The sequence below is a fragment of the Ancylobacter tetraedralis genome, assembly GCF_014195655.1.
GTDB classification, from domain to species: domain Bacteria; phylum Pseudomonadota; class Alphaproteobacteria; order Rhizobiales; family Xanthobacteraceae; genus Ancylobacter; species Ancylobacter tetraedralis.
The window spans coordinates 62,648-77,489 of record NZ_JACICD010000011.1; the positions used below are offsets into that span (position 1 = coordinate 62,648).

The following is a 14,842-nucleotide window of genomic DNA, read 5'->3' on the forward strand; positions in this document are numbered from 1 at the left end:
GCCATGACTGAGACCGCCGCTTTCGTCGAGGTGCCCGTGCTCGTGCTGGAGCATGCCGAGGGTCTGCCCTTGCCGACCTATGCGACGGCGGGCGCCGCCGGGCTCGATCTCCTCGCCGCGTTGCCCGAGGGCGAGCCGCTGACGCTGGCCCCGCTCGCCCGCGCCGCCGTGCCGACCGGCCTGTGCCTCGCCCTGCCGGAGGGCTATGAGGGGCAGGTGCGCCCGCGCTCGGGCCTCGCGCTCAAGCAGGGCCTCACCGTGCTCAACGCGCCGGGCACGGTCGACGCCGATTATCGCGGCGAGGTGAAGGTACTGCTGATCAATCTCGGTACCGAGCCCGTGGTGCTGGAGCGCGGGCAGCGCATCGCCCAGCTGGTGGTGGCCCCGGTGACGCGCATTCAGCTGCGCCAAACCGGTGATTTGAGCGAAACAACACGCGGCAGCGGTGGATTCGGCTCGACAGGGCTCGACGCCCGCACAATATCGCGGTAGCGAGGGAGCATGCCGCGTCTGTCCGATAAGAGCCTGCTCGCCATCGCCGCCGTCGTCGACGTCGCGCTCAACGCACGTGGCACGCCGGTCGCTGCCAAGGCGTTGGCGGCGCGCCATGAGCTGCCGCCCCGCCATCTGGAACCCGTGCTGCAGGCGCTGGTGCATGCCGGCGTGCTGAAGGGCGTGCGCGGCCCGCGTGGCGGCTATGAGCTGGCCCGCGAGCGCCGGCGCATCACGGTGGCGGAGATCGTGCGGGTGGTCGAGGCGGAGAGCGAGGAGACGCTCGATTCGTCCCCGCCCATCGTGCGCGACATCGTGCAGCCCGCCGTCGCCGAGGCCGAGCGCTCCTTCGAGGCGGCGCTGGAGGCCGTGACGGTGGAGCACCTGTGCCGCGTGGCGGCCCAGAACACCCTGCGCAAGGGACTCGCCGAGGGCATTGATTTCACCATATGAACTTGTTGATTATTTATTTCCTCGACATTATTTCGTGAATAAGCTAGCGCTGTCGGCGATTTCGCCGCATCAATGACGGGGGCGCGGCAGCCGCGTACCCCGCGTCCGCCGGAGGCACCCATGGCCGAAGCCGCTCCCACCTCGCCCGCCCTCACCTCCGTCCCCGCCGCCAAGCCGGGCCGGGGCCGCGTCTATGGTTCGATCACCGAGACCATCGGCGACACGCCGCTGGTGCAGCTCAACCGGCTGCCGGCCGAGCGTGGCGTGAAGGCGCGCATCCTTGCCAAGCTCGAGTTCTTCAACCCGATCGGCTCCGTCAAGGACCGCATCGGCGTCTCGATGATCCAGTCGCTGGAAGAAGCCGGTGTGCTGCGGCCCGGCACCGTGCTGATCGAGCCGACCTCCGGCAATACCGGCATCGCGCTGGCCTTCGTCGCCGCCGCGCACGGCTACCGGCTCATCCTGGTCATGCCGGAATCGATGTCGGTGGAGCGTCGCAAGATGCTGGCCCTGCTCGGCGCCGAACTGGTGCTGACCCCGGCGGCGCAGGGCATGCGCGGCGCGGTCGCCAAGGCCGAGGAACTGGCGCGCGAACTGCCGGACGCCATCATCCCGCAGCAGTTCCGCAACCCGGCCAACCCGGCCATCCACCGCCGCACCACGGCGGAAGAGATCTGGAACGACACCCAGGGCGAGGTCGACATCGTCATTTCGGGCGTCGGCACCGGCGGCACCATCACCGGCATCGGCCAGGCGCTGAAGCCGCGCAAGCCCGGACTGCGCATGGTGGCCGTGGAGCCGGAGGACAGCCCGGTGCTCTCGGGCGGCCAGCCCGGCCCGCACAAGATCCAGGGCATCGGCGCCGGCTTCGTGCCGGAAGTGCTGGACCGCTCGGTGATCGACGAGGTGATCACGGTGGGCAACCAGACCGCCTTCGAGACCGCCCGCGCCATCGCCCGGCTGGAGGGTATCCCCGTCGGTATCTCCTCCGGCGCCGCCATCGCCGCCGCGCTGGAAGTGGGCGCGCGCCCGGAGAACGAGGGCAAGACGGTCGTCGTCATCATCCCCTCCTTCGCGGAACGCTATTTGTCCACCGCGCTGTTCGAGGGGCTTTGAGCCCGCCCACCCGACGGGATGCCGCGCCACGCAAGGCCGGAACGCTCCCGTTCGGGCGGGAAAAGCCCGTGCCGGCGGGCCCCGCGCCCGCCCCGGCGGGGTTCGCGGCATCGCCGCCCTTCTAGTGCCCCTCCCGCTTGGGTAAAGTCTCGGTGATTCGGACACGTTGAGCCGAAAGGAACGGCTGTCGGCAAGGGGAGACGGGCGCGAATGGCGCAACCGGCCGGCGCAAGCGCTGCCAGGGACAAGAGGGAACGTGGCGCAGCGGCGCGAGCCGGGGTGCGGAACGTACGCCCCCAGCACGGGCGACGCTGCCTCGGACCGGGCGTGATCGCATTGTTCGCGGGCGCGCTGCTGGCCGCCTCGCCGCTGCCCGCCCGGGCTGCCGAGGCGGATCCCGTCGCCGACCTGCTGGGCACCTTTGCCGCCCAGGAGCCGGGCATGCTGATCGGCTTCGCCCTGGTGCTGGGCCTGATCGCCTTCGCCACCACCACGGCTGTCGTACATGTCGGCTTCCGCCGCCGCGCGATGGAGCGCGAGTCCTTTGCCTATGGCGAGATTTCGCGGCTCGAGGCGCGGATCGAGGAATCGCGCGCGCTGCTGATGGCCGAGCCGCAGATCGTCGTGGTCTGGCGCGATCCCGCCGCCGCCCCTGAAATCATTGGCAACACCCCCGCCTTCACCGGCGTGGTCTCGCCCACCCGCATCCTCGCCTTCGGCACCTGGCTCAGCCCCGGCTCGGCGCGCGAGATCGAGGCTGGCGTCGACCGTCTGCGCGCCACCGGCATGCCGCTGGCGCTGACCCTCGTCGCGCAGGATGGCCGCCATGTCGAGGCGGATGGCCGGCCGGTCGGCTCGGCGGTGATCCTGCGCCTGCGCGACATTACCGGCGTGCGGCTCGACCATGCGCGCCTGCAGGACGCCTATCGCGCCCTCGACGCCCAGACCTCCGCCCTGCACACGCTGCTCGACGCGCTGCCCGCCCCGGTCTGGGTGGCCGGCGAGGAGGGCCAGCTGCGCTGGAGCAATTCGGCCTATCTCCACGCGGTCGAAGCGCGCGACGCGCAGGAGGCGGCGACGCGCGACCTGCGCCTGCTCGACCAGTCCGGCCGCACGCTGGCGGCGCGGGCCCATGCCGAGGGCCGCGCCTTCGCGCAGCGCCTGCCGGTGGTGGTGGCCGGCACGCGCCGCGTGCTCGACGTGCTGGAGGTCGACGCGGGCGGCGGGCTCGCCGGCATCGCGCTCGACGCCACCGAGGCGGAGAGCGTGCGCAGCGAACTGGCCCATGTGGTGCGCGCGCATCGGCGCACGCTGGACCAGCTGGCCACCGCCGTCGCCATTTTCGGCGCCGACCAGCGGTTGGTCTTCCACAACGCCGCCTATGTGAACCTGTTCGAACTCGACCCGTCCTTCCTCGACGACCGGCCGACCGACACGGCGGTGCTGGACCGGCTGCGCGCCACCCGCCGCCTGCCCGAGCAGGCCGATTTCCGCCTGTGGCGCGAGGACCTGCATTCGGCCTATCGCGCCATGGAGCCGAAAGAACATTGGTGGCACCTGCCCGGCGGGCGAACGCTGCGCGTCGTCAGCGCCCCGAACCCGGAAGGCGGCGTCACCTATCTGTTCGATGAAGTAACCGAGCGGCTGGCGCTGGAAAGCCGCTACATCGCGCTCACCCGCATCCAGAGCGAGACGCTCGACGCGCTGGCCGAGGCGGTCGCCGTGTTCGGCAGCGACGGGCGGCTCGGCCTGTCGAATTCCGCCTTTGCTCGCCTGTGGCGGCTCGACCCGGCGCTGCTCAAGGGCCACCCGCATATCGACGCGGTGGCCGAGGCCTGCCGGCCGCTCGCCGCCGACAATGCGGTGTGGTCGCGCCTGCGCGCCGCGCTCACCGGCATCGAGGCGCGCATGCCGACCGAGTTCCGGCTAGAGCGCACCGACGGCATCATCCTGGACGGCTCGACCCAGCCGCTGCCGGATGGCGGCACGCTCGTCACGCTGCGCGACGTCACCGACAGCGTGCGCGTCGAGCGCGCGCTGGTCGAGCGCAACCAGGCCCTGGTGGCCGCCGACCATCTCAAGAGCACCTTCGTCAGCCACGTCTCCTACGAACTGCGCTCGCCGTTGACCACCATCATCGGCTTCGCCCAGCTGCTCGACGATGCCGCGCTCGGCCCGCTCAACACCCGCCAGCGCGCCTATGTCGGCCACATCACCGAGAGCAGCGCGGCGCTGCTCGCCATCATCAACGACATTCTCGACCTCGCCACCATCGACGCAGGTTCGATGACGCTGGAGTTGGGCGAAGTCGATGTGCGCACCGCCATGGAGGCCGCGGCCGAAGGCGTGCGCGACCGCCTCGCGGAAGGCGGCATCCGGCTCGCCATCGAGCCCGGCAGCGCGGCGGGCACGTTCCGGGCGGATTCGCGGCGCGTGCGGCAGGTGCTGTACAATCTACTGTCCAACGCCGTCGGCTTCGCTCCGGAAGGTTCCACCGTGACCCTCTCGGCCGAGCGGCGGGAGCGCGATGTGGTATTCCGCGTGCGCGACACCGGCCGCGGCATCGCGCCCGAGATCGGCGCGCGGGTGTTCGACCGGTTCGAGAGCCACACCACCGGCTCGCGTCACCGCGGCGTCGGGCTCGGCCTCTCCATCGTTCGCTCGCTGATGGCGCTGCATGGGGGTAAGGTGAGCATTGTCTCCCCGCCCGGCGGGGGAACGCTCGTCACCTGCGTTTTCCCGCTGGAAGCGGGCGCCGGCCGAGCAGCCGCGGAGTAGCCGATGGTCGACGCACCGCGCAGCACAGCCGCCGTCCCGATGCCGCAGGTGACGCGGTGGGATGTCGTGCTCCCCGACGAGATGGCTGCCGGCCGGCTGGCCATGGACCTTGCCGCCATGCTGCAGTCCGGCGATCTGGTCGCGCTCACCGGCGATCTCGGCGCCGGCAAGTCGACCCTGGCCCGCGCCATCATCCGCGAGCTGGCGCAGGACCCGGACCTCGATGTGCCGAGCCCGACCTTCACCCTGCTGCAAAGCTACGAACTGCCCCGCCACAACGTGGTCCATGCCGACCTGTATCGCCTGGGGGATTCCTCCGAGCTGGAGGAACTCGGCTGGTACGACCTGACCGACAGTGCGGTAACGCTGGTGGAATGGCCGGAGCGTGCCGGCGAGGTGCTGCAACAGCCGAACCGGCTGGAGGTGGGCGTCACCATTCCGCCCGAGGCGCCGGAAACCCGCCGGCATGTGCGCCTCACCGGCCATGGCCGGCTTGCGGGCGCGCTGCTGCGCATGCGCACGATCCGCGCGCTCATCGATTCCGCCGGCTTCGGCCCGGCACACCGGCGCCACCTGCAGGGCGATGCTTCCTCCCGCACCTATGAGCGGCTGGTTGGCACGCAACGCAATGCCGTGCTGATGAACGCACCACGCCGCCCGGACGGCCCGCCGGTGCGCGACGGCCGGCCCTACAGCGCCATCGCCCATCTTGCCGAGGACGTGAAGCCGTTCGTGGCGCTGGCGCGCGGCCTCAAGGCGCGCGGCCTCTCGGCACCGCTCATCTATGCCGCGAACCTTGACGCCGGCCTGCTGATCATGGAGGACCTGGGCGACGAGGGCGTGCTCGCGGAGGCCGGAGCGGGGGCGCCGCCGGCGCCGGTGATGGAGCGCTACGAGGTCGCCATCGACGTGCTCGCCGCGCTGCACCGGCTCGACCTGCCGGACCGGCTCGCCGTCTCCCCCGAGATCGACTACCAGCTGCCGCGCTATGACATCGCCGCGCTGCTGATCGAGGTCGAGCTGCTGATCGACTGGTACCTGCCGCACCGGGAGGCGCCCCCCCTGTCGCCCGAGGGCCGAGCTGCATTCCGGCAGCTCTGGGCGGACGCGCTGGCGCCATCGCTGGCGCAGAAGCCGGTCTGGGTGCTGCGCGACTATCACTCGCCGAACCTGATGTGGCTGCCGGGCCGCGAGGGGCTGGCGCGGATCGGCCTGCTGGATTTCCAGGACGCGGTGATGGGTCCCGCGGCCTATGATGTGGCATCGCTGACGCAGGACGCACGGGTCGACGTGCCGGAGGAGATGGAACTGGCGCTGCTCGGGCGCTATATCCGCGCCAGCCGGCAGGCCAACCCGGCCTTCGACATGCGCGCCTTCGCCGCTTCCTACGCGGTGATGGGCGCGCAGCGCGCCACCAAGATCCTCGGCATCTTCGCGCGGCTGAACTACCGCGACGGCAAGCCGGGCTATCTCAGGCACATTCCGCGCATCTGGACCTATCTGCAGCGCTGCCTCGCCTTCACCGACCTCGCCCCGCTGAGGACGTGGTTCGAGGCGCATGTGCCCCCGCCCGACCGGCCGCTGCCCGCGCGCCCCGCCGCGCCGCCGCCCATGGCACCGGACGACGCGACATCGCCAGACACCAACGACGCCCCGAACGCTCCTCCCGCATCATGACGACGATCCGAACCGCGATGGTGCTCGCTGCCGGCCTCGGCCAGCGCATGCGCCCCCTCACCGACCACATGCCCAAGCCGATGGTGGAGGTGGCCGGCCGACCGCTGATCGACCACGTGCTGGACCGCCTGGAGGCAGCCGGGGTCGAGACGGTGGTGGTGAACCTGCACTGGCAGGCCGACGTGCTGGAGCGCCATCTCACCGGCCGCGCGCGGCCGCGCATCGTGCTCTCGGACGAGCGTGGCGAGTTGCTGGAAACCGGCGGCGGCATCCGCCGGGCGCTGCCGCGGCTGGGGCCCGGACCGTTCTTCACGATCAATGCCGACACGCTCTGGATCGAGGGCATCCGGCCGAACCTCGCCGCGCTCGCCGCCGGCTTCGATCCGGCGCGGATGGACCTGCGCCTGCTGCTCGCGCCCACCGCCGGCTCCGTCGGCTATGAGGGGCGCGGCGATTTCCTCATGGATGGCGATGGCCGGCTGGCGGCGCGCCTGGGAGCGCAGGTGGCGCCCTTCGTCTTCGCCGGAGCGGCGGTGATGACGGCGGAGATCTTCCGCGACACGCCGGAGGGCGCCTTTTCGCTCAACCGGCTGTTCTTCCGCGCCGCCGAGGCTGGCCGGCTCCATGGCATGCGGATGGAAGGGGTGTGGATGCATGTCGGCACCCCCGAGGCGATCGGCGAGGCCGAGGACGCCATCCGCCGCTCCAAGGACTGAAGCCGGTGCCGCCCGGCGGCCCACCGTGTAACATGGCGCCATGACCGCACGCCCGCCGCGCCTGTTCACCATTCCCGCCTCCGCGCCCTTCCTGCCCGTGCTGGCCGATGCGCTGCTGGAGGGGCGGCTGATCGAGGGCTTCGCGCCGCGCGAGGATCCCTTCGCGCTCGCCGCCACCACCATCTTCCTGCCGACCCGGCGCGCCGGCCGCCTGCTGGCGGAGGTGCTGCGCGCGCGCGTCGAGGTCGCGGGCCGGCCGGCCGGGGTGACGCTGCTGCCGCGCATCGTGCCGCTCGGCGATGTCGACGAGGACGCGCTCGCCTTCGCCGAGAGCTTCGCCGATCCCCCGCGCGCGGTGAAGCCGACCACCCGGCGCCTCGCCCTCGCCGGCCTGGTCAAGGCCTGGCGGGCGAAGCTGCGCGACGGCGACGGGCGGATCGCGGTCGCCGCCGGGCCGGGCGCGGAAATCGGCCTCGCCGACGCGCTGGCCCACCTCATCGACGAGATGGCCGCGCAGGAAGTGCCGTGGGAGCGGCTCGACACGCTGGTGCCCGGCGAGCACGACGCCTATTGGGACATGGCGCTCGATTTCCTGAAAATCGCCGGCACCGCCTGGCCCGCCCATCTCGCCGAACGGGGCGAGGTCGATGCCAGCATCCGCCGCGACCGGCTGATCGCGGCCGAGGCCGAGCGGCTGCTGAACGGCGGCGCGGCCGGCCCGGTGATCGCAGCCGGCTCGACCGGCTCCATGCCGGCCACCGCGCGGCTGCTCGCGGCGGTGGCGCATCTGCCGCGCGGCTGCGTGGTGCTGCCCGGCCTCGACACCGATCTGGACGAGGCCTCCTGGCGGGCGCTGACCGACGAGGCCGCCCCCGCGCCGAGCCATCCGCAATATGGCCTCGCGCTGCTGCTCGCCCGCCACATGCGCGCATCCCGCACGCAGGTGGAGATTCTCGCCCCGCCGGCGGCGCATGGGCGCGAGCGGCTGCTCTCGGAAGCGCTGCGCCCGGTCGCCACCACACAGGCCTGGGCCGACATCGAGGCGCGCCTCGGCACCCCCGCCATCGATGCCTCGCTGGCCGGGGTTACGCTCATCGAGGCCGAGGATTCGCGCGAGGAGGCGCTCGCCATCGCGGTGGCGCTGCGCGAGGTGCTGGAAGAGCCGGCGCGCACCGCCGCCCTCATCACCCCCGACCGCGACCTCGCCCGGCGCGTGGCCGCCGAGCTGCTGCGCTTCGACATCGCCATCGACGATTCCGCCGGCGAACCCCTGTCCGAAAGCGCGCCGGGCCGTTTCGCCCGGCTGGTGGCCGATGCCTGCGTGGACGAATTGGCACCGCTGCCGCTGGCCGCGCTGCTGCGCCACGCGCTGGCCCGCTTCGGGCTGGAGCGGGCCGAACTCGCCGCCGCGGTCGACGCGCTGGAAATGATGGTGCTGCGCGGACCGCGCCCGGCGCCGGGCGCGGAGGGGCTGGTCGCGGCGGTGGCCTCCTTCTCGCCCGCGCAGCACCACCCCAGCGACCCGCGGGCGCGGATCGGCGAGGACACACGGGCGCGGGCCGGGGACCTCGCCGCCCGCGTCGCCGGCGCGCTCGGCCCGCTTCTGGCGCTCGGCACGGGCGTTCATCCCTTTGGCGCACTGGTCGAGGCCCATCGCCGGGCCATCGCGGCCGCCTGGAGCGAGCTGGACGCCGGCGCGCCGCAGGACGAGACCGCGCTCGCCGTCCTCGCCCAGGCCTTCGACGACCTTGCGGCGGCAGCGCGCGATGCCCCCGCCATGACGCTGGGCGATTATGCCAGCGCGCTGGTGCTGCTGCTGGGCGACCGGCCTGTGCGCCCGCCGCTCGTGCCCGACGCGCGGCTGCGAATCCTCGGCCCGCTGGAGGCGCGCCTCGTCAGCGTCGATCGCGTGGTGCTGGCCGGGCTGGTCGAGCAGAGCTGGCCGGCGGCGGTGCGCACAGACCCCTGGCTCAGCCGGCCGATGCGCGCCGCGCTCGGGCTGGAGGCGCCGGAGCGGCGCATCGGCCTCTCCGCCCATGATTTCGCGCAGGGCTGCGGCGCGCCCGAGCTGATCCTGTCGCAGGCGCGCAAGCTGGGCGGCGCCCCGACCGTGCCCTCGCGCTTCCTGCAGCGGCTGGCGGCGGTGAGCGGCACCGCGCGCTGGCAGGCGGCGCTGGCGCGCGGCGATCGCTGGCGCCGTCTTGCCGCGCGCATCGACGCCGAGCCGAAGGCGCCGCGCCTGCCGCGGCCCGAGCCCGCCCCGCCGCTCGACCTGCGGCCGAAACGGCTGTCCGTCACCGAAATCGAGACCTGGCTGCGCGACCCCTACACGATCTATGCCCGCCATGTGCTCAAGCTCGCCCCGCTCGACGCGCTCGACGAGGCGCCGGGCGCCGGGGAACGCGGCAGCGCCATCCACGCCGCGCTCGGCACCTTCGCCCTCGCCTTCCCGGAAGGCCTGCCGGCGGACCCGGAGGCGGCCCTCCTCGCCCATGGCCGCCGCGCCTTCGCTCCGCTGGAGGCCTTCCCGGCCGCCCACGCGCTGTGGTGGGCGCGGTTCGAGCGGCTGGTGCCGCGCGTCATCGCCTGGGAACAGGCGCGCCGGCCCGGCACGCGGCGCATCTTCGCGGAGGTCTATGGCCGGCTTGAGCTGCCGGGCGGGCGCTTCAGCCTCACCGGCCGCGCCGACCGCATCGAGCAGTTGCGCGACGGCGGGCTCGCCATCGTCGACTTCAAGACCGGCGCGGTGCCAACCGCCCGGCAGACCAAGGTCCACTATTCCCCGCAGCTGCCGCTGGAAGCCGCCATGGCCGCCGCCGGCAGCTTCCGCGACGTGCCGGCGGAAGAGGCGGCGGCGCTCACCTATGTGAAGCTCGCCACCGCCGGCCTGAAGGAGACCAGCGCCGTGGACGAGAACGACACCGCGGCGGGCAGCGCCATGGCGACGCTGGAGCGGCTGGGCCAGCTCGTCGCCGCCTTCGAGAACCCCGCGCGCGGCTATGCCTCGCTGGCGCGGCCGATGTTCCGCGGCCGTTTCGGCGATTATGACCATCTCGCCCGGGTGAAGGAATGGGCGACCAGCGGCGAGGGCGAGGAATGAGCGACCCCACCCTCCCCGCCGCGCTCGCCGCCGCCACGGCGCTGCAGAGCCGCGCCTCCGATCCCGATCTCTCCGCCTGGGTCTCGGCCAATGCCGGCTCGGGCAAGACCCATGTTCTGGCGCGCCGCGTCATCCGCCTTTTGATGCGCGGCGTGCCGCCGGGCCGCATCCTGTGCCTCACCTATACCAAGGCGGCGGCGGCCAACATGGCCAACCGCGTGCTCGATACGCTGCGCGGCTGGGTGACGCTCGACGACGACGCACTGGATCGCCGCATCATCGAGACCGATGGCGGTGGCGCGGATCCCGAACGGCGGGCCCGCGCACGCCGCCTGTTCGCGCAGGCGCTGGAGACGCCGGGCGGGCTGAAGATCCAGACCATCCACGCCTTCTGCGGCGCCCTGCTGCATGCCTTCCCGTTCGAGGCCGGGGTGCCCGCCGGCTTTGGCGAACTGGAGGAGGCGGCGCGGCTGGAGCTGCTGGCGCGGCTGCGCAGCGAGGTGGTGCTGGAAGGCGCCGGCCACCCGGAAAGCCCGCTCGGGCAGGCGCTGGCGCTCATCGTCGGCGAAACCTCCGATGACGGCATCGACCAGCTGATCGCCCAGCTGGTCGCCGATCCGGCGGCGCTGGAGGCCAGCGACGCCGAGCTTGCCACCGCCGTCGGGCTGGAGGCGCCGCTCGCCTCCCGCGAGGTGGAGCGCCGCATCGTCGAGGAGGCGGTGATTGCGCGCGGGGCGTGGATCGGCCTAGCCGCGGCGCTCATCGCCGCCGGCGGCAATGCGGCCCGGCGCGGCCATGCGCTCAGTGCCGCCGCCCAGGCGCCGGCCGAGGCGGTGGCCGACGCCTATGCCAACGTATTCCTGAAGGAAGACGGCGAGCCCTATGGCGACGGCCAGTTCGGCGCCGCCGCGGTGCGCGCCAAGTTCGCGGAACTGCTCACGGAACGCGACCGCATCGCCCCTCTCGCCAAGCGCCTCATCGCCGCCCGCGCCTTTGAGCGCAGCCGCGCCGTGCTCACGCTGGGGCGCGAGGCGGCGCGGCGCTATGAGCACGCCAAGGCCGTGCGCGGCGTGCTCGACTTCACCGACCTGATCGACGCCGCCCGCCGCCTGCTGGCCTCCGGCGCCTCCGCCTGGGTGCAGTACAAGCTCGATCAGGGCATCGATCATGTGCTGCTCGACGAGGCGCAGGACACCAGCCCCGAGCAGTGGGAGGTGATCCGCCCGCTGGTGGCCGAGTTCTTTTCCGGCGAGGGCGCGCGCCCCGCGCCGCAGGGCATCGCCCGCTCGCTCTTCGTGGTGGGCGACGAGAAGCAGTCGATCTTCTCCTTCCAGGGCGCCGATCCGCGCCGCTTCGACACGGTACGGCGGGAATTCGAGGCGGCGGCCGGCGAGCGCTTCGCCCATATCCGGCTGCGCCACTCCTTCCGCTCGGCGCCGGGCATCCTTGGTGCGGTGGACACGGTGTTCGCCGATGAGAGCGCCTATGCCGGCCTTTCCGCGCTGGCCGAGCCGCCGGTGCACGAGGCGATCCACGGCGCCCTGCCGGCGCGGGTGGAGCTGTGGGAGCCGGAAGTGCCGAGCGAGCGGGTCGATGTCGACGCCTGGCAGCGCCCGGTCGACGCGCCGGCCACCGACGATCCCAAGGGGCGGCTGGCGCGCAACATTGCCGGCCATATCGCCGCCCGCATCGCCCAGCGCTTCCCCGTCACCGGCCGGCACGGCACCCGGCCGGCGCGGCCCGGCGACTTTCTCATTCTGGTGCGCCGGCGCGATTCGCTGTTCGAGGCGATCATCCGCGAATTGAAGCAGGCCGGCGTCGCGGTGGCCGGCGCCGACCGGCTGGTCGTGGCCGAGCATATCGCCGTCATGGACCTGATGGCGCTGGGCGATGCCGTGCTGGCGCGCGACGACGAGCTGGCGCTGGCCTGCGCGCTCAAAAGCCCGCTCTTCGGCTTCGACGACGACGACCTGATGAAGCTCGCGCCCCGCCGCGAGGGCCTGCTGGAGGACGCGCTCATCGCCCGCGCCGGGGAGAACCGCCGATGGGCCGACGCGGCCGCGCGGCTGGCGCGTCTGCGCGTGGAGGCGCAGCGGCTGCGGCCGTTCGACTTCTACGCCCGCGTGCTAGGGCGCGAACGCGGCCGCGCCGCCATGCTGGCCCGGCTCGGCCCGGAGGCGGCGGACGCGCTGGACGAGATGCTGGCGCTGGCGCGCGCCTATGAGAATATCGAGGCGCCCTCGCTGTCGGGCTTCCTCGCCTTCCTGCGGCGCGGGGGCGCCGAGGCCAAGCGCGACATGGAGGCCGGGCGCGACGAGGTGCGGGTGATGACCGTGCACGGCGCCAAGGGGCTGGAAGCGCCCTATGTCATCCTCGCGGACACGACGTCCGGGCCGATGACCCGCCGCAGTGCCGGCCTGCTCAAGGTGGAAAGCGCGCGGGCGCAACGGCCGGGCGCCCACCTGCTGCTGCACGCGCCCTCCAAGAAGACCGATACGCCGGCCATGGCGCAGGCCCGCGCGCGGGGTGACGCCGCGCAGCAGGACGAGTATCGCCGCCTGCTCTACGTTGCCCTCACCCGCGCCGAGACCGCGCTGGTGCTGTGCGGCGCGGAAGGCACGCGCAAGCGCCCGGCCGATTGCTGGTACGACCTCGTCCACGGCGCGCTCGCCCCGGACGCGATCGACGTGCCGGCGACCGGCTTTGCCGGCACGGTGAAGCTCTGGCGCATCGGCGGGCCATCCGCCGTGCCGACCGAGGAGGCACCGTCCGATACGGCGCCTGTGCCCGACGCATCCACGCCGGAGGCGGAAATCGCCCTCGCCCGCGCACTGCGCCGGCCGCTGCCGACCGAGGCCCCCCGCCGCACGCTGCGCCCCTCGGCCGGGGGGCTGCTGGATCCCGCGCCGGAAGGCGCGGCGGCGCTGGCGCGGCGGCGCGGCGAGCTGCTTCACCGGCTGATGGCGGGCCTCGCCGCCCTCAGCCCCGAAAACCGTGCCGAACCCGGCCGCCGGCTGCTGGCGGGCGCCTTCGACGGACCGGCGAGCGAGAGCGAGGAACTGCTCGCGGAGGCGCTGGCCGCGCTGGCCCTGCCGGAACTCGCGCCCCTGTTCGGGCCCGGCAGCCTCGCCGAGGTGCCGATCCTCGGCGGGCTGGAGGACGGCACGGCGGTGAACGGGCGGATCGACCGGCTGGTGGTGGAGGGCGCGCGCATCACGCTGGCCGACTTCAAGACCGACCGGCACGTCCCCGCACGCGTGGCAGACCTGCCCGCCGCGCATCTCCGGCAGGTGGCGCTCTACGCGCGGCTGCTCGGCCGGCTATACCCGGACCGGGAGATACGGGCCCTGCTCGTCTACACCGCAGGCCCGCGCGTCCTTCCACTGGACGCCGGCGCGCTGGCGCACGACCTGGAACCGCCGGTGGACGGCGTCACGTCAGTGTGACGGCGCCTTGACGCCGGTGGGGGCGGCTACCTACTTTGCACTCAACTTCCCTAGGGCTCCCGGGATTCGGGAGCCGCTGAATTTTGAGGTGTCCCAATGGGCGTCGAAAAGGTGTCGGATCAGAGCTTCGAGTCCGACGTAATCAAGTCTTCCGGCCCCGTGCTGGTGGATTTCTGGGCCGAGTGGTGCGGCCCCTGCCGCATGGTCGCTCCGGTTCTCGACGAGGTGGCGGGCGAGCTCGGCGAAAAGCTGAAGATCGTCAAGCTCAACGTCGACGAGAACCCGGCCACCGCCTCCAAATACGGCATCATGTCGATTCCGACGCTGCTGCTGTTCAAGGATGGCCAGCTGGCCTCCCGCCAGGTCGGCGCCGCGCCGAAGGCCAAGATGCTGCAGTGGATCAACAGCGCGATCTGATCGCGCCCGCGTCCCGCTGACCCAAGACCCCGGAACGGCTTCCCGCTCCGGGGTTTTTTCATGCCGCGAAACCCCGGGTCGCCTGCGCGGCCCCGCGAGGAAAACCCATGCCGCTCTCCCTCTATGACACCACGATCCCCGTGTTCCAGCGGGCGCTCGCCAATCTCGACGCCATCCTGACCAAGGGCGAGGAATTTACCGCCGCCCACGGCCTCGACCCCGCCGAGCTGACGGGCGGACGACTCGCGCCCGACATGCTGCCGCTGACCGGCCAGATCCAGCGGGCGAGCGACACCGCCAAGTTCGCCGCCGCCCGCCTCACCGGCACAGCTGGACCGAGCTTCGCCGATGATGAGGTGAGCTTCGCCGATCTCCACGCGCGCATCGCCGGTACGCTCCACTATCTCGCCGGCGTTGATCCCATGGCCTTCGAGGGCAGCGAGACGCGCGCCATCGTCGTGGCCGCGCGCGGTGGCGAACGGCACTTCGTGGGCACCGGCTATGTGCTGAACTTCGCCCTGCCGAACTTCTTCTTCCATGTCGTCACCGCCTACGACATCCTGCGCCACAAGGGCGTGCAGGTGGGCAAGGTGGATTATCTCGGCACGTTCTGACCCCGTTCGACGGGCTCCGCTCCCCTGCACGCG

10 protein-coding genes are annotated in these 14,842 nt (G+C 72.6%); all 10 read left to right on the top strand.

The features are described from left to right. The first annotated feature begins 3 nt into the window (after positions 1–3). The gene (dut, locus tag FHS55_RS20430; RefSeq protein ID WP_183191633.1) at positions 4–492 is read left to right on the top strand and encodes a dUTP diphosphatase; all 489 of its coding nucleotides are present in this window, start codon (positions 4–6) and stop codon (positions 490–492) included. Between the two features lie 9 nt (positions 493–501). After that, positions 502–945, top strand: a complete 444-nt coding sequence (locus tag FHS55_RS20435) for an RrF2 family transcriptional regulator (RefSeq protein ID WP_183191634.1) — start codon at positions 502–504, stop codon at positions 943–945. Between the two features lie 120 nt (positions 946–1,065). After that, the gene (gene cysK, locus FHS55_RS20440) at positions 1,066–2,061 is read left to right on the top strand and encodes a cysteine synthase A (protein WP_183191635.1); all 996 of its coding nucleotides are present in this window, start codon (positions 1,066–1,068) and stop codon (positions 2,059–2,061) included. Between the two features lie 210 nt (positions 2,062–2,271). Continuing rightward, positions 2,272–4,839 (top strand): ATP-binding protein, encoded by a 2,568-nt coding sequence (locus tag FHS55_RS20445; protein WP_425485845.1) that lies wholly within the window; start codon positions 2,272–2,274, stop codon positions 4,837–4,839. A gap of 3 nt (positions 4,840–4,842) precedes the next feature. After that, positions 4,843–6,516, top strand: coding sequence for a tRNA (adenosine(37)-N6)-threonylcarbamoyltransferase complex ATPase subunit type 1 TsaE (tsaE, locus tag FHS55_RS20450; RefSeq protein ID WP_183191637.1), 1,674 nt, complete (start codon positions 4,843–4,845; stop codon positions 6,514–6,516). Beyond that, positions 6,513–7,232, top strand: coding sequence for a nucleotidyltransferase family protein (locus tag FHS55_RS20455; RefSeq protein WP_183191638.1), 720 nt, complete (start codon positions 6,513–6,515; stop codon positions 7,230–7,232). The genes tsaE and FHS55_RS20455 overlap by 4 nt, the downstream gene beginning before the upstream one ends. Before the next feature lie 40 nt (positions 7,233–7,272). Then, on the top strand, positions 7,273–10,332 hold the full coding sequence (addB, locus tag FHS55_RS20460) for a double-strand break repair protein AddB (protein ID WP_183191639.1): 3,060 nt from the start codon (positions 7,273–7,275) through the stop codon (positions 10,330–10,332). Continuing rightward, positions 10,329–13,778, top strand: a complete 3,450-nt coding sequence (gene addA, locus FHS55_RS20465) for a double-strand break repair helicase AddA (protein WP_183191640.1) — start codon at positions 10,329–10,331, stop codon at positions 13,776–13,778. The genes addB and addA overlap by 4 nt, the downstream gene beginning before the upstream one ends. Before the next feature lie 96 nt (positions 13,779–13,874). Next, positions 13,875–14,195 (top strand): thioredoxin, encoded by a 321-nt coding sequence (trxA, locus tag FHS55_RS20470; protein WP_183191641.1) that lies wholly within the window; start codon positions 13,875–13,877, stop codon positions 14,193–14,195. Between the two features lie 107 nt (positions 14,196–14,302). Beyond that, positions 14,303–14,809 (top strand): DUF1993 domain-containing protein, encoded by a 507-nt coding sequence (locus FHS55_RS20475; protein WP_183191642.1) that lies wholly within the window; start codon positions 14,303–14,305, stop codon positions 14,807–14,809. Positions 14,810–14,842 lie beyond the last annotated feature (33 nt).

Bases quoted from the DNA above. Each gene is read 5' to 3' on its own strand.
- dut (WP_183191633.1), top strand. From the start codon at position 4: ATGACTGAGACCGCCGCTTTCGTCGAGGTGCCCGTGCTCGTGCTGGAG.
- FHS55_RS20435 (WP_183191634.1), top strand. From the start codon at position 502: ATGCCGCGTCTGTCCGATAAGAGCCTGCTCGCCATCGCCGCCGTCGTC.
- cysK (WP_183191635.1), top strand. From the start codon at position 1,066: ATGGCCGAAGCCGCTCCCACCTCGCCCGCCCTCACCTCCGTCCCCGCC.
- FHS55_RS20445 (WP_425485845.1), top strand. From the start codon at position 2,272: ATGGCGCAACCGGCCGGCGCAAGCGCTGCCAGGGACAAGAGGGAACGT.
- tsaE (WP_183191637.1), top strand. From the start codon at position 4,843: ATGGTCGACGCACCGCGCAGCACAGCCGCCGTCCCGATGCCGCAGGTG.
- FHS55_RS20455 (WP_183191638.1), top strand. From the start codon at position 6,513: ATGACGACGATCCGAACCGCGATGGTGCTCGCTGCCGGCCTCGGCCAG.
- addB (WP_183191639.1), top strand. From the start codon at position 7,273: ATGACCGCACGCCCGCCGCGCCTGTTCACCATTCCCGCCTCCGCGCCC.
- addA (WP_183191640.1), top strand. From the start codon at position 10,329: ATGAGCGACCCCACCCTCCCCGCCGCGCTCGCCGCCGCCACGGCGCTG.
- trxA (WP_183191641.1), top strand. From the start codon at position 13,875: ATGGGCGTCGAAAAGGTGTCGGATCAGAGCTTCGAGTCCGACGTAATC.
- FHS55_RS20475 (WP_183191642.1), top strand. From the start codon at position 14,303: ATGCCGCTCTCCCTCTATGACACCACGATCCCCGTGTTCCAGCGGGCG.